Origin of the sequence: Streptomyces sp. NPDC007084 (assembly GCF_040703595.1) — a bacterium.
Taxonomy (GTDB): Bacteria; Actinomycetota; Actinomycetes; order Streptomycetales; family Streptomycetaceae; genus Streptomyces.
Window position 1 is genome coordinate 71,418 of record NZ_JBEYFY010000009.1, and the last position, 20,564, is coordinate 91,981.

19 protein-coding genes are annotated in these 20,564 nt (G+C 72.2%); 11 read left to right on the forward strand and 8 right to left on the reverse strand.

Annotated features, from left to right (window positions below; all coding sequences use genetic code 11):
• Positions 1 to 17: 17 nt before the first annotated feature.
• On the reverse strand, positions 18 to 884 hold the full coding sequence (locus AB0912_RS11015; RefSeq protein ID WP_366698019.1) for a diacylglycerol kinase: 867 nt from the start codon (positions 882 to 884) through the stop codon (positions 18 to 20).
• Between the two features lie 200 nt (positions 885 to 1,084).
• Here AB0912_RS11015 and AB0912_RS11020 point away from each other — a divergent pair, with 200 nt between their 5' ends.
• Positions 1,085 to 2,368, forward strand: coding sequence for an adenylosuccinate synthase (locus AB0912_RS11020; RefSeq protein ID WP_366698021.1), 1,284 nt, complete (start codon positions 1,085 to 1,087; stop codon positions 2,366 to 2,368).
• A 9-nt stretch (positions 2,369 to 2,377) separates the two neighbouring features.
• Here AB0912_RS11020 and AB0912_RS11025 read toward each other — a convergent pair whose 3' ends face one another.
• Together AB0912_RS11025 and AB0912_RS11030 are read right to left on the reverse strand one after the other, a co-directional pair.
• Positions 2,378 to 2,635, reverse strand: a complete 258-nt coding sequence (locus AB0912_RS11025) for a DUF397 domain-containing protein (protein WP_366698023.1) — start codon at positions 2,633 to 2,635, stop codon at positions 2,378 to 2,380.
• Positions 2,632 to 3,471: a helix-turn-helix transcriptional regulator gene (locus AB0912_RS11030; RefSeq protein WP_366698207.1), complete on the reverse strand. Its 840-nt coding sequence runs from the start codon at positions 3,469 to 3,471 to the stop codon at positions 2,632 to 2,634. Before AB0912_RS11030 ends, AB0912_RS11025 begins: the two co-directional genes overlap by 4 nt.
• Positions 3,472 to 3,594: 123 nt before the next feature.
• On the opposite strand from AB0912_RS11030, the gene AB0912_RS11035 reads away from it, so the two are divergent.
• Positions 3,595 to 4,038 (forward strand): hypothetical protein, encoded by a 444-nt coding sequence (locus tag AB0912_RS11035; RefSeq protein ID WP_366698025.1) that lies wholly within the window; start codon positions 3,595 to 3,597, stop codon positions 4,036 to 4,038.
• Here the strand turns inward: AB0912_RS11035 and AB0912_RS11040 are convergent.
• The 3 genes from AB0912_RS11040 to AB0912_RS11050 all read right to left on the reverse strand — a co-directional run bounded on the left by AB0912_RS11040 (position 4,031) and on the right by AB0912_RS11050 (position 7,076).
• Positions 4,031 to 4,681 carry a hypothetical protein gene (locus AB0912_RS11040; protein ID WP_366698027.1) on the reverse strand — a complete coding sequence of 217 codons (651 nt, stop codon included), beginning with the start codon at positions 4,679 to 4,681 and terminating at the stop codon, positions 4,031 to 4,033. The two genes, AB0912_RS11035 and AB0912_RS11040, sit on opposite strands and share 8 nt — an antisense overlap.
• A 111-nt stretch (positions 4,682 to 4,792) precedes the next feature.
• Complete coding sequence (locus AB0912_RS11045; RefSeq protein WP_366698029.1) at positions 4,793 to 5,488, reverse strand: GntR family transcriptional regulator; 696 nt, start codon at positions 5,486 to 5,488, stop codon at positions 4,793 to 4,795.
• A 232-nt stretch (positions 5,489 to 5,720) separates the two neighbouring features.
• A complete protein-coding gene (locus AB0912_RS11050; RefSeq protein ID WP_366698031.1) occupies positions 5,721 to 7,076 on the reverse strand; it encodes an aspartate aminotransferase family protein in 1,356 nt (451 codons plus the stop codon).
• Between the two features lie 403 nt (positions 7,077 to 7,479).
• Here AB0912_RS11050 and AB0912_RS11055 point away from each other — a divergent pair, with 403 nt between their 5' ends.
• The gene (locus AB0912_RS11055; RefSeq protein WP_366698033.1) at positions 7,480 to 9,687 is read left to right on the forward strand and encodes a serine/threonine-protein kinase; all 2,208 of its coding nucleotides are present in this window, start codon (positions 7,480 to 7,482) and stop codon (positions 9,685 to 9,687) included.
• A 125-nt stretch (positions 9,688 to 9,812) separates the two neighbouring features.
• Positions 9,813 to 11,345 carry a substrate-binding domain-containing protein gene (locus AB0912_RS11060; protein ID WP_366698035.1) on the forward strand — a complete coding sequence of 511 codons (1,533 nt, stop codon included), beginning with the start codon at positions 9,813 to 9,815 and terminating at the stop codon, positions 11,343 to 11,345.
• A gap of 104 nt (positions 11,346 to 11,449) precedes the next feature.
• On the opposite strand, the gene AB0912_RS11065 is transcribed toward AB0912_RS11060, so the two are convergent.
• Positions 11,450 to 12,187 (reverse strand): SLATT domain-containing protein, encoded by a 738-nt coding sequence (locus AB0912_RS11065; RefSeq protein ID WP_366698037.1) that lies wholly within the window; start codon positions 12,185 to 12,187, stop codon positions 11,450 to 11,452.
• Positions 12,188 to 12,463: 276 nt separating this feature from the next.
• Here AB0912_RS11065 and AB0912_RS11070 point away from each other — a divergent pair, with 276 nt between their 5' ends.
• The 7 genes from AB0912_RS11070 to AB0912_RS11100 all read left to right on the forward strand — a co-directional run bounded on the left by AB0912_RS11070 (position 12,464) and on the right by AB0912_RS11100 (position 19,448).
• Positions 12,464 to 12,808: a YbaB/EbfC family nucleoid-associated protein gene (locus AB0912_RS11070; RefSeq protein ID WP_366698039.1), complete on the forward strand. Its 345-nt coding sequence runs from the start codon at positions 12,464 to 12,466 to the stop codon at positions 12,806 to 12,808.
• A gap of 96 nt (positions 12,809 to 12,904) precedes the next feature.
• The gene (gene recR / locus AB0912_RS11075; protein ID WP_351419838.1) at positions 12,905 to 13,504 is read left to right on the forward strand and encodes a recombination mediator RecR; all 600 of its coding nucleotides are present in this window, start codon (positions 12,905 to 12,907) and stop codon (positions 13,502 to 13,504) included.
• Positions 13,497 to 14,156, forward strand: coding sequence for a DUF5063 domain-containing protein (locus AB0912_RS11080; RefSeq protein ID WP_366698041.1), 660 nt, complete (start codon positions 13,497 to 13,499; stop codon positions 14,154 to 14,156). The genes recR and AB0912_RS11080 overlap by 8 nt, the downstream gene beginning before the upstream one ends.
• Before the next feature lie 245 nt (positions 14,157 to 14,401).
• Positions 14,402 to 15,694, forward strand: a complete 1,293-nt coding sequence (locus AB0912_RS11085; RefSeq protein WP_366698043.1) for an aspartate kinase — start codon at positions 14,402 to 14,404, stop codon at positions 15,692 to 15,694.
• Positions 15,691 to 16,749, forward strand: coding sequence for an aspartate-semialdehyde dehydrogenase (locus tag AB0912_RS11090; protein ID WP_366698045.1), 1,059 nt, complete (start codon positions 15,691 to 15,693; stop codon positions 16,747 to 16,749). The genes AB0912_RS11085 and AB0912_RS11090 overlap by 4 nt, the downstream gene beginning before the upstream one ends.
• 519 nt (positions 16,750 to 17,268) lie before the next feature.
• Positions 17,269 to 17,937, forward strand: coding sequence for a SigE family RNA polymerase sigma factor (locus AB0912_RS11095; RefSeq protein WP_366698047.1), 669 nt, complete (start codon positions 17,269 to 17,271; stop codon positions 17,935 to 17,937).
• Positions 17,938 to 18,479: 542 nt separating this feature from the next.
• The gene (locus AB0912_RS11100) at positions 18,480 to 19,448 is read left to right on the forward strand and encodes a hypothetical protein (protein ID WP_366698049.1); all 969 of its coding nucleotides are present in this window, start codon (positions 18,480 to 18,482) and stop codon (positions 19,446 to 19,448) included.
• Between the two features lie 179 nt (positions 19,449 to 19,627).
• On the opposite strand, the gene AB0912_RS11105 is transcribed toward AB0912_RS11100, so the two are convergent.
• Positions 19,628 to 20,506, reverse strand: coding sequence for an SURF1 family protein (locus tag AB0912_RS11105; protein ID WP_366698051.1), 879 nt, complete (start codon positions 20,504 to 20,506; stop codon positions 19,628 to 19,630).
• Positions 20,507 to 20,564: the final 58 nt, after the last annotated feature.

Here is a 20,564-nt window from a genome sequence, read left to right on the forward strand (position 1 = left end):
CCCCGACCGCCCGCCCCTCACCCCGCCCGTGACGGGAGGGTCAGGCCCCAGGCCGATTCGCGGACCGTCCACGTCCGGGTCCGCACCGGGCCGCTGACCACGGAGTCGGCGCGGTAGCGGAAGTCGGCGCCGGAGACGGTGACCCGGTGGCCGGTTAGCCGGAGAGGGGCGGCCTCAGCGCCCACCGACACCGGGCGGACCTCGATCTCGGCGCCGGTCCCGGCCGCGCCGGGCGTCACCGACACCGTCTCCACGGGCTGGTCCAGGTCCACCACGCACACCCCGTCGACCTCGATCCGCAGCCGCGAGGGCCCGCGCGCGCCGCCGGGCGCCGGCCGGGACGGGCGGGAGGCCAGCGTCCGCACCAGCGACTGGCAGGTCCGCAGCCAGGGGTGCGCGCCGTGCTCCCCGGCCTCCCCGCCCGGCCGGGTGCCCAGCGCGGCGGCGGGCCGGGCGGGCAGCGACGGGATGCGCAGCCCGCCGAGCACCACCCCGTCGCTGTCGTCCACCAGCAGGTCGAGACGCCGCTCCGCGCCGTCGAGGACCGCGCGGGCCGCGGCGACCGCGCCCGTCGGCACCCCGAGCGCCCGGGACAGCGACAGGGCGCCCCCCACGGGCACCAGGGACAGTCCGCATCCGGCCAGTTCCCGTCGCCGGTGGAGGAGGGCCACCGCGCGCAGCAGGGCGGCGTCGTCCCCGACCACGACGGGCCGCCGCGCGCCCCGGCGGGTCAGCGCGCGGGCGAATTCCTCGGGTCCCTCGGGAAGGCACACCTTGGTCGCCGCACCCGCGCTGAGCACGTCTTTCGCGATGCGCACGGACTCGCCGTCGGTCCGCCGGGCGGCCGGGTCGATGACCACCAGAAGCTGGTCGGAAGCCGCCACCTCGGTCCTGCCTCGCTTCCTCGGGTAGCATCTTTGTGCAAGAGCCCCTTGCGCTATTGCGCCAGGGGCTTCGTCTATTCCGGGGCATCCGGTCGGACGGTCGCGGCCAAAGGTGGTCGCCGGCGCGCGCAGCCGCATCCAGAAGCAGCGGCGTACGCCCCCGACCTTGGACATGCCCCGCCCGGAAGGGGTGTACGCCTGTGCCCGCACTTGTGCTGCTCGGTGCTCAGTGGGGTGACGAAGGCAAGGGAAAGGCCACCGACCTGCTCGGTGGATCCGTGGACTATGTGGTGCGCTACCAGGGCGGCAACAACGCCGGCCACACGGTAGTCGTGGGCGATCAGAAGTACGCCCTCCACCTCCTCCCTTCCGGAATCCTCACGCCGGAGTGCACTCCGGTGATCGGCAACGGAGTCGTCGTCGACCCGTCGGTCCTGTTCTCCGAGCTGAACGGACTGAACGAGCGCGGTGTCGACACCTCCAAGCTGCTGATCAGCGGAAACGCTCACATCATCACGCCGTACAACGTCACCGTGGACAAGGTGACGGAACGCTTCCTCGGCAAGCGGAAGATCGGCACCACCGGCCGTGGCATCGGCCCGACCTACGCGGACAAGATCAACCGCGTCGGCATCCGCATCCAGGACCTCTACGACGAGTCGATCCTCGTCCAGAAGGTCGAGGCGGCCCTTGAGGTCAAGAACCAGCTCCTCACCAAGCTCTACAACCGGCGCGCCATCGAGGTGAACCAGGTCGTGGAGGAGCTGCTCGGCTACGCGGACCGGCTCAAGCCGTACGTCGCGGACACCGTGCTGGTGCTGAACCAGGCGCTGGAGCAGGACAAGGTCGTGCTCTTCGAGGGCGGCCAGGGCACGCTGCTGGACATCGACCACGGCACGTATCCGTTCGTCACCTCGTCCAACCCGACGGCCGGCGGCGCCTGCACGGGTGCCGGTGTCGGCCCGACGAAGATCAGCCGGGTCATCGGCATCCTCAAGGCGTACACGACCCGGGTCGGCTCGGGCCCGTTCCCGACCGAGCTGTTCGACGCGGACGGCGAGGCGCTGCGGCGGATCGGCGGCGAGCGCGGTGTGACGACCGGCCGTGACCGGCGCTGCGGCTGGTTCGACGCGGTCATCGCCCGCTACGCGACCCGCGTCAACGGCCTGACCGACTTCTTCCTCACCAAGCTGGACGTGCTGACCGGCTGGGAGGAGATCCCGGTCTGCGTGGCGTACGAGATCGACGGCAAGCGTGTCGAGGAACTCCCGTACTCCCAGAGCGACTTCCACCACGCGAAGCCGATCTACGAGACGCTGCCCGGCTGGTCCGAGGACATCACCAAGGCCAAGACCTTCGCGGACCTCCCGAAGAACGCGCAGGCCTACGTGAAGGCCCTGGAGGACATGTCCGGGGCCCCGATCTCCGCGATCGGCGTCGGCCCCGGCCGCGACGAGACGATCGAGATCAACTCGTTCATCTAGAACGGGACTTCAGACGAGGGTGCCTCCGACCGGGGGCACCCTCGCGAGGAAGGCCCCCCAGGCGTCCCCGGAGAGGGAGAGGGTGGGCCCATCGGGGTTCTTCGAGTCACGGACGTGAACAACACCGGGGCAGGGGGAGACTTCGAGGCACTGGCCACCGCTGCTGTCGCTGTAGGACGACTTGCGCCAGGTGTAGGTGGCTTCGAGGCATTGGCCGCCGCTGTCGTTGCTGTAGCTCGACTTGAACCACCGCAGTGTGCTGCTCATTGCTGGTCTTCTCCCGCCAACTTCTGGATGAGGCTCAGAGAATCGTCGGGGCTCAGAGCCTGTGTGCGGATCTTCGCATAGCGGTGGGCAAGTTGGGATGCCTTCGTGGCGTCGCTGATCAGGAGACTCTCGTCCTCGATCTCCAGGTAGACCACGTGATGGTGCTCCTTGGTCTCGACCAGGACCATGTTGCCGTTGGTGCCTGCATGACTGCCTTGTAACCCCCTTTCGAGCGGGGTCACTTGGATGCTGACATTGTCGCGCTCCGCTTCTTGCGCAAGCGACCGCAATTGTTCACGCTGGACTTCCCAGTCCGTGAACGGCCGCCTCAGCACTGACTCGTCGAGGATCAGCTCGATCATGGCGGTCGGGTTCCGGTCGAAGAGAGCCTTGCGTGCCATCCTGGCCTCGACCAGTTCCGCCACTTTCGCACCGGGGAGCCTGGGGAACCCGCCGCCGATCAGCGCCCGGGCGTAGCCTTCCGTCTGGAACAACCCGTCGACCACGTACGTCTGGTACGACGACAACGTCACCGCCTGCGCCTCCATCAAGGCGAAGTTCTGGAACTGCGGCGGGTACTTGTCCATGAGGACGTACTTCCGGGCTTCCTCGAAGAGCCCCAGCCCGCCCCCGATCACCTCCTCCAGCTTGATCAGCATCTCGTCGCTGGCCGGTTGCGCGCACGTCTCCATCGCGCTGATCGCCGAGGCCGTGTAGCCGATCAGCCTGCCCAACTCCTCCTGGGTCAGCCCGTGTTGTTTCCGGAAGGCCTTGGACATGGCCGCGACCATGCGTGCCACTCCACCCGCCTCCACCTTGTTCTCCGCCCGCGCCATCGCGGTCACCCCCGAACTCAACCGAACTCAACTGGTCACCAACAGCCCGCATCGATCCGTACCGTTGCCGGTGGTCGACACAAAGTCATGGAAACGCTAGCCCTGGCTGCGGAAACTGTCCTCATGGATACAGAAAGTGACGACGTAAACTTCGACGACCCCCCATTCATCCCTGATTGGATCCCCGTGACGGGGATCCAACTCCGCAAGGCGGGGGTCCAGTTCGACGCGATCAGGGTCGACGGGGACGCGGGCCGCAGGCTGGCGGACTCCCTCGGGCGGCTGACCGGCGGGGACCCGGGGCCGGTGGTGGAGGAGGCGAACGGGCGCCGCGCGGTCTACTTCCTCGTGGCGCCCGGCAGCACCTCGCACCGGGCGTGGCCGGACACCGTGACCCGGCTGACGGCGGGCCCGAACCGCGTCTCGTACGTGCCGGTGCCCGCGCTCGGCGGCCAGACGTGGCCGCTGAGCTGGCGGTACCGGCCGGGGGCGGACGGCCGCCTGGTGCACACGCTGCTGCTGCGCTCGGCCCTGCACGAGCTGGAGCGGGACCGGCCGGTCAGCTGAAGATGATCATCGAGCCCTGGGCGAGGCTGCGGGTCGCGGCGGCGTGCAGGCCCAGCCAGACGTGCCGTTCGCGGGCGAAGGGGCTGGCGTCGTAGGGGGCGGGGGCTGCGGGCTCCTCCAGCTCCGTCGGGGCGCTGGGGGGCTGCGGCGGGGCGGGCGGGTTGGCCGGGTCGATGCCGATGGCGGGGGCGACGAACTCGAGTTCGCGCAGCAGGGCGTGGGAGGAGCCGAGGGGGCCGCCGCCCGCGAGGAGTTCGTCGTTGGCCAGCGGGTGCGGGAAGTCGACGGGCACGTAGGCGCCGGCGTGGTCGTAGTGCCAGACGAGGTGGGACTGCTGGGCGTTGGTCTCGAACATCTCCAGCAACTGTTCGTAGTCGCCGCCGAGGGCGTCGACCGGGGTGACGGCGAGCCCGCACATCTGGAGGAGGTAGGCGCGGCGCAGGAAGTGGAGGGCGTCGTAGTCGAAACCGGCGACCGGGGCGACGTCACCGGAGAGGCCGGGCATGTACGCGTAGACCGGGACGGGCGGGAGTCCGGCCTCGGCGAGCACCTTGTCGTAGAGCGCGAGTTCCTCGGCGAAGGGGTTGTCGGGGGTGTGGCACAGCACGTCGACGAGCGGGACCAACCACAGGTCACAGGCCAACAGACGGCTCCTCTTGCTCCTTGGGGTGCACGGTGGTCAGGGCAGCGTAGTGCGCGTGGCGGTCCTGTGAAGGGGGCCGTACGCAAGTGCGTACCCGGTAGAGCGGTGGATTCATTCCGCGTCGAGGTGCTCGATGAGGGCGAGCGCGTGCTCGTTGTAGGCGGTCACGATGGCGCGCGCGGTGGCGGGGTCGCGGCGGGCGAGGGCGTCGACCAGTTCCGTGTGGCCGGACCACAGGTGGCCTTTGAGGTCGGTGATGTGGCGCAGGTGCTGGACAGTGCAGACCCAGGACTGGACGCGCAGGCGGTGCAGGAAGTCGCCGAGGTGGGGGTTGCCGTAGAGGCTGCTGAGTTCGCGCCAGAAGCGCAGGTCGTAGCCGATGAGGATGTTCAGGTCGCCGGCGGAGGCGGCGCGCTGGGCCTCCTCGCCGCGGCGGCGGACGCCGGCGAGGAGGGCGAGGGCGCGGGGGTCGTCGAACTGGCGCAGGCCGCCGGCCACGAGGTTCTGGAACATGCCCTCGGTGACCAGGCCGCGGGCCTCGATCATGCCGCGGTAGTCGGCGGCGGAGTACTCGTGGACGCGGAAGCCGCGGTGCTGGTCGGCGTCGAGCAGGCCTTGGGCGGAGAGGTCGACCAGGGCCTCGCGGACGGGGGTGGCGGAGACGCCGTACTGCTCGGCGATCTCCTTGACGGTGAACTCCTGCCCCGGCTGGAGCCGGCCCCCCAGCACCTCGTCCCGGAGCGCGTCCGCGATCTGCTGACGCAGGGTGCTCCGGGTGACGGCGCCCCTGCCGCCGGTGCCGCCCATGATGCTCGTCTCACCCTCCGTAGCCCGCCTGCCCGAGCAGGCCACCATACGCGCTGGGCGCCCGAAGAGGCGCCCGAAGAGGCGCCCGAAGAGGCGCCCGGAAGGGGCGCGGGGAACTGCGCGCCCAGCCCCCACCCACCCGCACGGGAGAAACAACCCAGGGGGGTCCGGGGGCGGAGCCCCCGGTTACGGGACGGGTAGGGGCGGAGGGGGCGAAAACAGGCTGGTCGCGTCAGACGGTGTGCTCGTCCGCCACGGACAACGCCTCGTCCAGCACGGCGAGCCCTTCCTTGACCTCGGCCTCACTGACATTGCAGGGCGGCACGACATGCGTACGGTTCATGTTGACGAACGGCCACAGCCCCCGGGCCTTGGCGGCGGCCCCGAACGCGGCCATGGGCGCGTTGGCCTCCCCCGCGGCGTTGTACGGCACAAGCGGCTCCCGCGTCTCCCGGTCCCGCACCAGCTCCAGCGCCCAGAACACCCCCGTACCGCGCACGTCCCCGACGCTGGGGTGCCGGGAGGCCAGCTCGCGCAGTCCGGGCCCGATGACGTTCTCGCCGATGGCGGCGGCCTGCTCGACGATCCCCTCCTCCTCCATCACGTTGATGGTGGCGACGGCGGCGGCGCAGGCCAGCGGGTGCCCGGAGTAGGTGAGCCCGCCGGGGTAGGGCCGCCTGGCGAAGGTCTCGGCGATCTCGGCGGAGATGGCCACGCCGCCCAGCGGGACATAGCCGGAGTTGACGCCCTTGGCGAAGGTCATCAGGTCCGGCGTCACGCCGAAGTGCTCGGCGGCGAACCACTTGCCGGTACGGCCGAACCCGGCCATGACCTCGTCCAGGATGAACACGATCCCGTAGCGGTCGCAGATCTCGCGGACCCCGGCGAGGTAGCCGGCCGGCGGGGTCATGATGCCCGCGGTGCCCGGGATCGTCTCCAGGATGAGGCCGGCGATGGTCGCCGGCCCCTCGAAGGCGATGGTGTCCTCAAGGTGCTGGAGGGCGCGCTCGCACTCCTGCGCCTCGCTGTCCGAGTGGAAGGGGCTGCGGTAGAGGAACGGCGCCCAGAAGTGGACGACACCGGCCCCGCCGTTGTCGTTCGGCCAGCGCCGGGGGTCGCCGGTGAGGTTGATCGCGGTGGAGGTGGCCCCGTGGTACGAGCGGTAGGCGGAGAGCACCTTCGGGCGGCCGGTGTGCAGCCGGGCCATCCGGATGGCGTTCTCGTTGGCCTCCGCGCCGCCGTTGGTGAAGAAGATCTTGTCCAGGTCGCCGGGGGTCCGCTCGGCGACCAGCCGGGCCGCCTCGGAGCGGGCCTCGACGGCGAACGCGGGCGCGAACGTGGTCATGCTCGCGGCCTGCTCCTGGATCGCGGCGACGACCTTCGGGTGCTGGTAGCCGATGTTGGCGAAGACGAGCCCGCTGGTGAAGTCCAGATACCGCTTGCCTTCGTAGTCCCAGAAGTACGACCCCTCCGCGCCTGCGACGGCGAGCGGGTCGATGAGATCCTGCGCGGACCAGGAGTGGAACACGTGCGCGCGGTCCGCGGCCTTCACTGCGGCGCCGGCCTGGGGGTTGGGCTGAGGGGTCATGCGCGCAGCGTAAATGTCCACGGACCGGACGCGATATCGGCGTCCTGTCTGCGGACGGGGGCTTTCCGCGACAGTCTGTCGGGCTTCCGGGACCGCGCGGACACGCTTCCGGGACCGGCCGCACGTGCTTCCGGGACCGAGCGCACGTGCTTCTGGGAACGACCGCACGTGCTTCCGGGGCGGGTGTGCGCGCGTCCGGGACCGAGCGCACGCGTGTCCGGGGCCGGGTGCGCGCGCGTCCCGGGCACCCGTGCGCGTGCTTCCCGGGCTCCGCCCGCCCGCTCGCCGTTACCGAACCGGCACGATCCGTGACGGAACCGTGCGGGTCGGGCCCGCCCGCCGCCCCGCGGAGCGCCACTATCCTCGGGCTGTTGCACACAAACGGGGAGGGGTGGGCGCTGCCATGGAGAAACTGGGGGCGGGGGACCCGCGGCGGATCGGGGCGTACCGGCTGCTGGCGCGGCTCGGGGCCGGCGGCATGGGGCACGTCTATCTCGCCCGCTCCGACCGGGGACGCACGGTCGCCGTCAAGCTCGTCCGCGAGGAACTCGCCGAACAGGAGGAGTTCCGGGCCCGGTTCCGCCAGGAGGTGCAGGCCGCGCGGCGGGTCGGCGGCCACTGGACCGCGCCCGTCCTCGACGCGGACACCGAGGCCGCGATCCCCTGGGTGGCCACGGGCTATGTCGCCGGGCCCACCCTCCAGACCGTCGTCGGGCACGACCACGGCGCGCTGCCCGAACGGTCGGTGCGCATCCTCGCCGCCGGGCTCGCGCAGGCGTTGAAGGACATCCACGCCGCCGGACTCATCCACCGCGACCTCAAGCCGTCGAACGTCCTGGTCACCATCGACGGGCCCCGCGTCATCGACTTCGGCATCGCCCGCGCCCTGGAGACGGTCACCGACGGCGGCCTCACCCGCACCGGCGCGCTCGTCGGCTCGCCCGGCTTCATGGCCCCCGAGCAGGTGCGCGGCGACCGCGTCACCCCGGCCTGTGACGTCTTCTGCCTCGGCTCGGTGCTGTCCTACGCGGCCACCGGCGCCCTGCCGTTCGGCGCCTCCAGCAGCGGGGTGCACGCGATGATGTTCCGCATCGCGCAGGAGGAACCCGACCTGTCGGGGGTCCCGGAGAGCCTTGCCGACCTGGTGCGCGCCTGCCTGCGCAAGGACCCCGCCGCCCGGCCCTCGCTCGACGAGATCCTGGCCCGTACCGGCGCCGGGGAGACCGTCGCCGACGGCCGCGTCCGCGATCCCTGGCTGCCCAGCGCCCTGGTGGCCCAACTGGGGCGGCACGCCGTGCGGTTGCTGGACACCGAGGACCCCGACGAGCGGCAGCGGCCCGCCTCCCCGGCCGGTTCGGCGCCCCCGGCCCAGCCGCCGGCGCCGGAACACCCGCTGCCCGCGGGGGAGTTCGCCAAGCCGGGCGCCGCCTCGCCCGCGCCCGGCCGCCCGGACCTGCCGCCCGCGCCCCAACACCCCGCTCCCGCGCCGGACTTGTCCGGCCCGCCGACCACCCCGCCCGCTCCGGTGGGCGGCCCCGCTCCGGCGGGACCGCCTCCCGCCGGCCCGCCCGCGCGGCCCGCCGCCTCCTCGGCGACCCCAGGCGTGACCCCCGGAACGTCCGTCGGCGCGTCCGCCGAGGCGGCCCCGGAGCACGCCCCCGCCGCCCCCGAGGACGGCACCGCCCCGCCCGCCTCCGGCGGCCCCGGCGCGGTGAACCACCTCCCGACCGTCGTCGCCGGCCCCACCCCCGCGCCGCCCGGCCCGCACCCCGCGTACGGCTATCCGCAGCAGCACCCCCAGCCCACCGGCCAGGACCCGGCCCACCCCGGCTACGGCTATCCGCAGGCCGGCTGGGGCGGCCCGCCCGGACAGCAGGCCTACGGCGCGACACCCCCGTACGGGCCGACACCCCCGTACGGGCCGACCCCGCCGTACGGCCCCGGCGGCGCCACCCCGCCCTACGGTCCGACCCCGCCGTACGGTCCCGCGCCCGTCCCGGCCGGTCCCGATCCCGCGCGCCGCAGCGGCCGGTCCACCGCCTTCCTCGTCGTGGTGGCCCTGGTCGTCGCGCTCGGCGCGGGCGGCAGCGTGTACGCGCTGATGCAGGGCGGCGGCAGCGGCGGCCACGACGACTCCAAAGCCTCCCCGGCCGCCTCCGCCGGACCCGCCTCCCCGGACGGCGGCGCCTCGCGGGCCCCCTCCGCCGACTCCGGCCCCGCCTCCGCCTCCCCGAGCGCCGACGCCTCCGGCGCCGGCACCATCCCGTCGGCCTACCTCGGCACCTGGGACACCAGCATCGACAACGCCACCGGCCACAACACCCGCCGGCTCACCATCCGGCAGGGCGAGGTCGGCGACCCCGTCCTCACCCTCACCGCCGAGGGACCGCTCGGCAACGGCACCTACCACTGCGTCTTCCAGGCCACCCTGACGAGCGCCCCCGCGGCCGGCGGAACGCTGGAGATCGGCCCCTCCGAGGTCAGCTCCGGCGAACCGCTGTCCTCCTGCTCCCCGGGTTCCGCCTCCGAGATCACCCTCCTCTCGGACGGCAGCCTGCGCCGCGTCAACACCACCTCGGGCGAGGCGCTGACCTACACGAAGAGCGACTGAGCACTCTGCGGCGCCCTCAACACCCGTAGCGCGCACGGCTGTTGAAGTTCATCCCCCGGACGCCGCCCGTTCCCGGGCCGCGCCGTACGGTGACCGCACCGCACTGCCCGGGGGAGTGACTAGCAGTGGAGTGGCTGAGCGCCGAGAACGTCGTGGCCGTCGGTACCGCCGTGATCGGTGTCGTCGCCTCCGCCGTGATGGTCTGGTACGAGCGCCGGGTGCCGCGCCGCAAGAGGCTCGGCTACCGGGTGCAGATGGACAACCCCATCGGCGACGACGTCCGCTCCGGGCGCGCGAACGTACGGCTCGGCCTGTTCGACGAGACCCCTGGCATGTCCGACGCCACCCTCGTGCTGCTGCGGATCGAGAACGACGGCTCGCAGAGCGTCGCCGGGGACGACTACACGAGCCGCGAACGGCACGGCCTGACCGCCGTGTTCACCGACCGCACCATCCGAGGCGTCTCCGTCACCCAGCCGCCCGGCACCGACCACCTGATGGACCACTTCACCGCCGCGGCGGGCCTCGGCTACGCCGACGGCACGCTGCGCATCCCGCGCGTCCCGCTCAACCGCGGCGAGCACTTCAAGCTGCTCGTCCTGCTCTCGGGCGGCGACGTGGGCTGCCCGATACGGATCGTCGGCGGCATCCGCGACGGCGAGGTCCGGCCCAACCGCAGTACGACACCGGACGACCAGCCGCCGCTGTTCAGCCGCGCGGCCCGGCTGATCACCGTGCTGCTCACGGTGCGCGTGGTCACGCTCGCGCTGATCGTCGTCCTGCGCGACGACTCCCCGCCCCCGATCGGCTGCGCGCGCGGCACCCTCACCGTCACCGGCTCCACCGCCTTCGCCCCCGTCATGCGCGAACTCGCCGAGAAGTACGAGGCGGCCTGCGCGGGCGCCGCCATCACCGTCGACGCCCACGGCAGCACCGCCGGAGTGCGCGAACTCGACGCGGCCGGACGGCGGACGAAGAACGGCTCACCGGCCGTCGTCGCCCTCTCCGACGGGCCCAAGCCCGGCGACTTCCCCCGGCTGCGGGAGAACCGGATCGCGGTGTCGGTCTTCACCCTGGTCGCAGGCGACGGCCTGCCGGTCAGGAACCTCCCGCTCGCCGACGTACGGCGGCTCTACCGGGGCGAGATCCGCAACTGGAAGCAGCTCGGCGGACCCGACCTGCCCGTCCTCCTCGTCAGCCGGGACGCCAACTCCGGCACCCGGCAGGTGTTCCAGCGGCGGGTGCTCGGCCGCGGCGAGATCGCCAACTCCTCACTGGACTGCGTCCACAAGGACGACCCGACGGCCCCGCTGGTGCGCTGCGAACTCGACTCCACCGACCAGGTCCTCGACACCGTCGCCAGACTGCCCGGTGCCATCGGCTACAGCGAGCTGAACAACGCCGTCGGGCACAAGGGCCTGCACCGGCTCGCCCTCGACGGCCACACCGCCTCCGTCGAGGACCTGGAACACGGCACCTCGGACTACCCGTACCGGGAGATCGAGTACGCCTACACCTACGGCCGCCCGCCCGCCGACTCGCTCGCCTCCAGCTTCCTGTCCTACGCCGGCCGGGGCAGCGGCCAGGACATCGTCCGCACCCACGGCCACCTGCCCTGCGGGACTCCGGTCGGGCTGCGGATCTGCGGGGCGGGGTGAGGCGGGGCGGCCCGGGGTGAGGCTGGGCGGCCTGGGATGAGGACGGGCGGCCCGGGATGAGGACGGGTGGCGCACGGGCCGAGCCGGACGGGGGGAGCGGGGTTCTAGCGGGGCTCGGGCGGGCGCTGGCGGGGCATGTTCGGGCGGGCGCCCGGCGGGAGCGGGGCGCGGCCGTTGAGGTGGACCCCGTCGACCCGGGGCGCGCCCACCGCCGAGGACTGGATGCCGAGCGGCGCGGGCCCCGTACGGAACTCCACCATCCAGTCCGCCGTCTCCGTGCGCACCAGCTCCGTGACGTCCTCCGAGAACTTCCGCAGCACCCCGAGACACCGCTCGGCCGCCTCACCGGCGGTCCCGTCCGTCGGCCCCAGGACCTCCCGCACGCTCTCCGAGGCCCAGTCGAACTGAAGCACCTGAAGACGCCGCTGCACCGCCTGCGCCGTCGCCACGTCCCTTATCCAGCCGGAGGTCACCCCGAAGAACCGGTCCACGCCGACACAGGCGACGGCGAGTAACAGCGCCAGATACCCCCAGGGGGCCGTGCCGCCCACCGCGCCGGTCACGTCGAGCAGCGGCAGCGCGGCCCCGGCGACCGCCCCGGCCGCCGCCCCGCAGCGCAGCAGCCGCGCCCCCCACCGCTTCCCCGCCCGGTCGCACAGATACCAGGCCGCCGTGTCCAGGGCCCCCTGCTCCACCCAGCGGTACAGCTCGTGAAGCCGCTCGGCGGGCTCACCCCAGTCGCCGAGCGGGAACGGCCGGCCGGTCAGATCGCCCGGCCGCGGCCCCGCCCCCTCGCCGCGCCCCTGGGGCGGGCCCTCGGGCTGCATCTCCGGCTGACTCACCCGGCACTCCCTCACTGACCACCGACGACGGCGACGACAACGGACGACGCACCCTGTGACGCGTGGTGCGCGTGCGCCGCCCCCTTCCTACCGCCCAATGGGTGGCGATGGACCGGGTTTCAGGGCTTTTCCGCCCGGAAGTGGGCCTTGATCAGGTATAGGCGTCGAGACGGTGTCACTCGAAAGAGTGCTTGGGCGACGGACCGGTCGACCACGTAGGCTCGTGCTGGACAGGAAAACGGCCCCTACAGCCGTACTCGATACCAGGAGCTGATCGTGATTCCCGGTGGTGGCCAGCCCAATATGCAGCAGTTGCTGCAGCAGGCCCAGAAGATGCAGCAGGACCTGGCGAACGCCCAGGAGGAACTGGCGCGGACGGAGGTCGAAGGGCAGGCCGGAGGCGGTCTGGTCCGGGCGACCGTGACCGGTTCCGGAGAGCTTCGGGGCCTGGTGATCGACCCGAAGGCGGTCGACCCCGAGGACACCGAGACGCTCGCCGACCTCGTCGTGGCGGCCGTCCAGGCGGCCAACGAGAACGCCCAGACGCTCCAGCAGCAGAAGCTCGGCCCGCTCACCCAGGGGCTCGGCGGCGGCAGCGGCATCCCCGGTCTGCCTTTCTAAGACCGGCGGCGGCCAACTACCGTACGCACAGGGACAAGACGCAAGACGGACCCGGACGGCACCAAGCGGTACCAGGGCACTCGGAAAGGCAGTCCGTTGTACGAAGGCGTGGTTCAGGACCTCATCGACGAACTGGGGCGGCTCCCCGGCGTCGGTCCCAAGAGCGCGCAGCGGATCGCCTTCCACATCCTCCAGGCGGAGCCGACCGACGTGCGGCGGCTCGCGCAGTGCCTCATGGAGGTCAAGGCGAAGGTCCGCTTCTGCGCGACCTGCGGCAACGTGGCGCAGGAGGAGCTGTGCAACATCTGCCGCGACCCGCGCCGCGATCTCACGGTGATCTGTGTCGTGGAGGAGCCGAAGGACGTCGTCGCGATCGAGCGGACGCGCGAGTTCCGGGGCAAGTACCACGTGCTCGGCGGCGCGATCAGCCCGATCGAGGGCGTCGGCCCGGACGACCTGCGGATAAGGGAACTCCTGGCCCGCCTCGCCGACGGCACGGTCACGGAGCTGATCCTCGCGACGGACCCGAACCTGGAGGGCGAGGCCACGGCCACGTACCTCGCCCGCATGATCAAGCCCATGGGCCTCAAGGTCACCCGCCTGGCCAGCGGCCTCCCGGTGGGCGGCGACCTGGAATACGCGGACGAGGTCACGCTCGGCCGTGCCTTCGAGGGGAGACGACTCCTAGATGTCTGACGCCACGCTGCACGCGACGAGCCCCGACCCCGACGACTTCTCGGTCCAGATCGCGGACCAGGTGGAGAGCTTCCTGGTCGCCGTCACCGAGGTCGCCCGGGGCGACGAGCCGGACTCGGCCATCCCCTTCCTGCTCCTGGAGGTCTCCCAGCTCCTGCTGGCGGGCGGCCGGCTCGGCGCGCACGAGGACATCGTCCCCGACGAGCGCTACGAGCCGGACCTCGGCCCGGAGGCGGACGTGGACGAGCTGCGCGAGCGGCTCGCCCTGATGCTCGAACCGATCGACGTCTACTCCGAGGTCTTCGACCCTTACGAGCCCCGCAAGGCCCCCGTCGCCTGCCGGATCTCCGACGACCTCGCCGACGTCATCACCGACCTGCGGCACGGCATGGCCCACTACCGGGCCGGCCGCACCACCGAGGCCATGTGGTGGTGGCAGTTCTCCTACTTCTCGAACTGGGGCTCCACCGCCTCCGCCGCCCTGCGCGCCCTCCAGTCCCTGGTGGCGCACGTCCGGCTGAACCAGCCCCTGGACGATCTGAACGGCCTCGACACCGACCAGGACCTCGGCGAGGACGCCCTCGCGGAGGAGGCGGGGCAGGTCATGGCCCAGGAGATCGCCGGACCGCTCGGCCTGCGCACGGTCAAGTAGCCCGTGGCGTGAAACAGCCCCTGGCGCGGATGTGACACCGGGCACTTTCCGAGTGGCCGGGGCGCGGGGCGGGCAGGTGCCGTCTCGGAGCGGCCGGATGTCCCTTGCTGACCTGACATCCCGGGTGATCACCTTGTGAGCGGGACATCTCACGATGCGATACCCCGGAAGGGAAATCCGGCCGCTCGTTAGACTGAGCCGACCGCAGTTGTGCGGTGCAGAGACGGATTGAGCGAGGAGCGCACGTGGGCCTTGTCGTGCAGAAGTACGGAGGCTCCTCCGTAGCCGATGCCGAGGGCATCAAGCGCGTCGCCAAGCGAATCGTGGAAGCGAAGAAGAACGGCCACCAGGTGGTCGTGGTCGTTTCCGCGATGGGCGACACGACGGACGAGCTGATCGATCTCGCCGAGCAGGTATCTCCGATGCCGACCGGACGAGAGTTCGACATGCTGCTGACCGCCGGAGAGCGGATCTCCATGGCCCTGCTGGCGATGGCGATCAAAAACCTGGGCCACAGCGCCCAGAGCTTCACCGGCAGCCAGGCCGGCGTCATCACCGACTCGGTCCACAACAAAGCCCGGATCATCGACGTCACCCCCGGCCGTATCCGTACGGCGCTGGACGAGGGCAACATCGCCATCGTCGCCGGGTTCCAGGGCGTCTCGCAGGACAAGAAGGACATCACCACGCTCGGCCGCGGCGGGTCCGACACCACGGCCGTCGCGCTGGCCGCCGCGCTCGACGCCGAGGTCTGCGAGATCTACACCGACGTGGACGGCGTGTTCACCGCCGACCCGCGCGTGGTGAAGAAGGCGAAGAAGATCGACCGGATCGCCTTCGAGGACATGCTGGAGCTGGCCGCCTCCGGCTCCAAGGTGCTCCTCCACCGCTGTGTGGAGTACGCCCGCCGCTACAACATCCCGATCCACGTGCGCTCGTCCTTCAGCGGACTCCAGGGCACCTGGGTCAGCAGCACGCCACTCGCCGGAAAGACACAGCAGCAAGGGGACCAGAAGGTGGAGCAGGCCATCATCTCGGGTGTCGCTCACGACACCTCCGAGGCCAAGGTCACGGTCGTCGGCGTCCCGGACAAGCCGGGCGAGGCCGCCGCGATCTTCCGCGCCATCGCCGACGCCGAGATCAACATCGACATGATCGTGCAGAACGTGTCGGCGGCGACCACCGGCCTGACGGACATCTCCTTCACCCTCCCGAAGACCGAGGGCCGCAAGGCCATCGACGCCCTGGAGAAGGCGAAGGCCGTGATCGGCTTCGAGTCGCTGCGCTACGACGACCAGATCGGCAAGATCTCCCTGGTCGGCGCCGGCATGAAGACCAACCCGGGCGTCACCGCGGGCTTCTTCGAGGCCCTCACCGACGCCGGCGTCAACATCGAGCTGATCTCGACCTCCGAGATCCGCATCTCGGTGGTCACCCGCGCGGACGACGTCAACGAAGCCGTCCGCGCCGTGCACAGCGCCTTCGGACTCGACTCCGACAGCGACGAGGCCGTCGTCTACGGAGGCACCGGGCGATGACCGGACGACCGACGCTCGCGGTCGTGGGTGCGACCGGAGCCGTCGGCTCGGTCATGCTCCAGATCCTGTCCCAGCACGCGGACATCTGGGGCGAGATCCGTCTGATCGCCTCGCCCCGCTCGGCCGGCCGCAAGCTGGCCGTGCGCGGCGAGGAGGTCGAGGTGGTGGCCCTGTCGGAGGAGGCCTTCGACGGGGTCGCCGTCGCCATGTTCGACGTACCGGACGACGTGGCCGCCCAGTGGGCGCCGGTCGCCGCCGCCAAGGGCGCGGTCGTCGTCGACAACTCGGGCGCCTTCCGGATGGACCCGGACGTGCCCCTGGTCGTCCCCGAGGTCAATCCGCACGCCGCGCGGACGCGCCCGCGCGGGATCATCGCGAACCCGAACTGCACCACCCTCTCCATGATCGTGGCGCTCGGCGCGCTGCACGCCGAGTTCGGCCTGCGTGAGCTGGTCGTCTCCTCGTACCAGGCGGTCAGCGGCGCGGGCCGGGCCGGCGTCGAGACCCTGCGCCGGCAGATGTCCCTCGTCGCCGGTACGGAACTGGGCACCAGCCCCGGTGACGTCCGCCGCGCGGTGGGCGACGGCACGGGCCCCTTCCCGGAGCCGGTCGCGCTGAACGTGGTGCCCTGGGCCGGGTCGCTCGCCGAGGACGGCTGGTCCTCGGAGGAGATGAAGGTCCGCAACGAGACCCGCAAGATCCTCGCCCTGCCGCAGCTCAGGGTCGCCGTCACCTGCGTCCGCGTCCCCGTCGTCACCACCCACTCGCTGACCGTGCACGCCCGCTTCGAGGGCGAGGTCACCGTCGACAAGGCGCGCGAGATCCTCGCCACCGCGCCCGGGGTGGTGCTCTTCGACAACCCCGCCGCCGGGGAGTTCCCCACCCCCGCCGACGTGGTGGGCACCGACCCGACCTGGGTCGGCCGGGTCCGCCGCGCCCTGGACGATTCGACGGCCCTCGAACTGTTTGTGTGCGGCGACAACCTGCGCAAGGGTGCTGCTTTGAACACCGCTCAGATCGCCGAGCTGGTCGCGGCGGAGATCTCCGGGGCGTAGACCTGCGGCGGAAATTCCGGTGGCCGCCCGGGGAGACCTTTGTAGGATCCGTTTTGGTCCAGTGATCAATTTAATGGTCCGGACCACTTGAACCCGTCTGTGTGGGCGTCCGATGATTTCCCTCCCCGTTCTCCGCAACCGCGCGGAGGGCGGGGAGCGTCTTTGCGGTCGCCGTTCAGGGGCGTCGGGGGCAGCAGGCACATGGGGCACAGGGGAAGAGCTGGTACGCATGAGGGCATCTAGTGCACCGTCGCGCACGCCGTACGGCGTCCCGACGGGCGAGCCGACCGGCGTACCGGAGGGTGGTGTTCAGGTTCCTGGGGGGTCCGCCGGGGATGGGTATCCGGCTCGCGGGGGGTCCGGCGGAGGCGATACGCGGGCCGCTGGGGTGCCCTGCGGGGGTGATACGCGGGCCGCTGGGGGGTCCGCCGGGGGTGGGTTTCCGGCCGTTGGGGCGTGCGACGCGAATGTGACGCCCGTCGCGTACAACCCTCCTGGGGGGACGCGTGTCCAACTGGCGTGGCAGAGGTACTCGAATTCACCGCGGTACAGACGAGGGGCACCGCCCTGCGTCCACCCCGCCGACTCCGCAGCCCCGGTGCGCCCGGCGGCATGCCGGTGATCGCGCCCATGCCCGCAGCGCGGCCCACCCGCGTCCCGAGCCAGCGTGACGGCGCCGAGGACACCCCGGCGGCCGGCACGACCGTCGACCACCTCACCGAGACGTACCGGGCGCACTACCGCTCGCTCCTCGGTCTGGCGGCACTCCTCCTGGACGACACCGCCTCCTGCGAGGACGTCGTCCAGGAGGCCTTCATCCGGGTGCACTCGGCGCGCAAGCGCGTGCGCGACCCGGAGAAGACGCTCGCCTATCTGAGGCAGACGGTCGTCAACCTGTCGCGCTCGGCCCTGCGCCGCCGCATCCTCGGCCTCAAGCTCCTGTCGAAGCCGATGCCCGACATGGCGAGCGCCGAGGAAGGCGCCTACGACCAGTTGGAGCGCGACGCGCTGATCAAGGCGATGAAGGGACTCCAGCGCCGCCAGCGCGAGGTCCTGGTCCTGCGCTACTTCGCGGACATGACCGAGGCCCAGGTCGCCGAGACGCTCGGCATCTCCCTGGGCTCGGTGAAGGCGTACGGCTCGCGTGGCATCGCCGCGCTCCGCGTCGCCATGGAGGCCCCGGCATGAGTGCGTCCGACGACCGGCGGCGTCCCGAGCACCCGGGACGCCCGGAAACTGAGCACAAGCAATCGCACGCTGGGAACGGAACTGTGAAACACGGCCCAGACGAACACCCCGAAACCCAGGGCCCGAACGAAGAAGCCGCGACCCCGGGGCGGGTCGAGGACCCCGAGAACCGGGGGCCGGAGGAGGACTCCGGGAACCCGGGGCGGGTCGAGCGGTCCGCGACCCCGGATCAGGGCGAACGCCCCGGGAACCGGGGGCTTGAGAAGGGCTCCGGGACCCCGGATCAGGGCGAACGCCTCGGGAACCGGGGGCTTGAGAAGGGCTCCGGGACCCCGGATCAGGGCGAACGCCTCGGGAACCGGGGGCTTGAGAAGGGCTCCGGGACCCCGGTGCAGGTCGAGCGGTCCGAGACCCGGGGGCGGGGCGAGCAGCCCGGGACCCCGGGGGAGGCCGGACTCTCCGCGGGCCGGCCGGAGACCCTGAGGCAGGCCGAAGGGCCCGTAGGACAGGCGCCGGGCGGGCCGGAAACCGACGGGTTCGGTGTGGACGAGCGGGCCTTGCGCCGGCTGCTGCACCAGGCCGTCGAGACCATCGAGCCCGCCGACGGCACCCTGGCCCACCTGCGGCGCGCCGTACCGGCCCGCCGCGCCCGCAAGCGCCAGGCCCTGGTCGGCATGGCCGCCGCGGCGCTCTTCATGGGCACGGCGATCCCGGCGGCCGTCCACGTCTCCAACGCCACCGGTTCCAACGCCGACCCGTCCATCGCGGGCAACAGCTCAGCCGCCCAGGGCGGCGCGAGCCAGGACAAGGGCCCGGGCGGCGACGGCAAGCGGGCCGGCGGCCCGGCCGGCACCTCCACGGAGAAGGCCACCGACGGCCACACCGAGAAGCCGGACAAGGACAAGGGCGGGGGCCCCGGAGCCGCCACGGGCGGCGCCGACCCGTCGGCGTCTGCCCTGAACGCGACCGCCTGCACGGCCCAGCAGCTCGGCGGAGCCTCCGGCACCGCCGCCGGCCCGGACTCCACCGGCGCGGTCTACGGCTCCTTCACCGTCTCGAACATCTCCACCACGGCCTGTACGGTCACCGGCCCCGGCACGTTCGGCGCCGTGGCCCAGGGCGCGGCCGAGCAGTCCAAGATCGGCGTGGCGACCCATGTCGCGGGCGACCCGGCGGCCGGGCTGCCGGACCCCTCGGCGGAGGCGGCCTCCCTGGTCCTCCAGCCGGGCGAGTCGTACGTGGTGAAGTTCGCCTGGGTTCCCTCGGAGACGTGTCCGACGGCCCAGCCCTCGCCGGACCCGACGCCCACCGAGGGCGCCACGGACACCGGCGGCACGACGACGGGGGAGGGCGGCAGCCCGGCGGTCCAGCTCCTCACCGAGGACGGCGTGCAGGACGGCAGCGTGCTTGTGTCCAGCACGGCGGCGACGGGCACCGCCTCCGCCTCGGTGACCGTGCCCAACGCCTGCGCCGGCACGGTCATCCACACGGGGATTCTGACGTCGGCGTGAGGCTGTCGGAGCCGTCGGCGTGAGGGTGCCCGAGCCGCCGGTCTGAGGCTGCCCGAGCCGCCGGTCTGAGGCTGCCCGAGCCGTCGGCGTGAGGCTGTCGGAGCCGTCGGTCTGAGGCTGCCCGAGCTGCCGGTCTGAGGCTGTCGGAGGGGGCGAGCCGCCCGGCGCGGTCTCGCTCGCTAGGCGGTAGCGGAAGGGGTCGTCTCGGGGGCGGCCCCTTCGGCGTCGGCGGCCCTCTCGGCGTCGGCGGCCCTCTCGGCGGGGGCGGCTTCTGCGTGGGCGGCCTCTCCGACGCCGGCCTCCGGGAACAGGCCCAGCTCGGCGTCGCGGGCGAACTCCACCTCGCGGCGCAGCAGCCGGAACCACATGAAGACGACGAAGCCCGCGAAGACGAACCACTCACCGGTGTAACCGAGGTTCTGGAACGCCTTCAGGTCGAGCCCGGTGTTCTGCGGGGCGGCCGGCGGCACGGCCTTCATCCCGGCGTCGGCCTTGTCGAGCGTGATCCACGCGTCGTACGGGGTGTACGGCACGAGGTTCACCAGGGACGCGGCGCTGATCGCGGCGGTCTGCCCCGGGGGAAGCCCGCCGGCGCTGCTGACGCCGTTGGACCCGGGGCTCTCCGAGGCCTGGAGCGCGCCCGTGACGGTGACCTCGCCGCGAGGAGCGGCGGGCGCCTTCGCCGGGTCGGCGGCACCGGGCAGCCAGCCCCGGACCACGGGCAGCGCCTTGCCGCCGTCGACGCGCAGCAGCGTGAGCACGTAGAACCCGCTCCTGCCGTCGAGTTCGCGGCCGGGCACGAGGAGCTGCTTGCCGTACCGGCCGGTGGCGACGGTCTGCTTGCCGGAGGTCCGCGTGGTCACCGGCAGCATCTTCGCCAGCGGCCTGGCGGGGTCCGTCTTGGCGGCCGAGGCCGCCTCGCTCGCCGTCCGGTGGTCCTGCACCCGGTCCTCGAAGCGCCCCAACTGCCATGACCCCATGAAGACGCAGAAGGGGATGGCCAACAGCACGAAGACGTTGATCCCCCACCAGCGGGGCGTCAGCAGGAACCGGTACACACCGACCACGGTACGGTGCCGCCCGTCCGCACTCGGCCTCGGGGCCCGCCCGGAGCGG

Coding starts and splice junctions, on each gene's coding strand:
- AB0912_RS11025 (WP_366698023.1), bottom strand. CDS start 2,635: ATGAGCAGCACACTGCGGTGGTTCAAGTCGAGCTACAGCAACGACAGC.
- AB0912_RS11030 (WP_366698207.1), bottom strand. CDS start 3,471: ATGGCGCGGGCGGAGAACAAGGTGGAGGCGGGTGGAGTGGCACGCATG.
- AB0912_RS11035 (WP_366698025.1), top strand. CDS start 3,595: ATGGATACAGAAAGTGACGACGTAAACTTCGACGACCCCCCATTCATC.
- AB0912_RS11045 (WP_366698029.1), bottom strand. CDS start 5,488: ATGGGCGGCACCGGCGGCAGGGGCGCCGTCACCCGGAGCACCCTGCGT.
- AB0912_RS11050 (WP_366698031.1), bottom strand. CDS start 7,076: ATGACCCCTCAGCCCAACCCCCAGGCCGGCGCCGCAGTGAAGGCCGCG.
- AB0912_RS11055 (WP_366698033.1), top strand. CDS start 7,480: ATGGAGAAACTGGGGGCGGGGGACCCGCGGCGGATCGGGGCGTACCGG.
- AB0912_RS11080 (WP_366698041.1), top strand. CDS start 13,497: ATGTCTGACGCCACGCTGCACGCGACGAGCCCCGACCCCGACGACTTC.
- AB0912_RS11090 (WP_366698045.1), top strand. CDS start 15,691: ATGACCGGACGACCGACGCTCGCGGTCGTGGGTGCGACCGGAGCCGTC.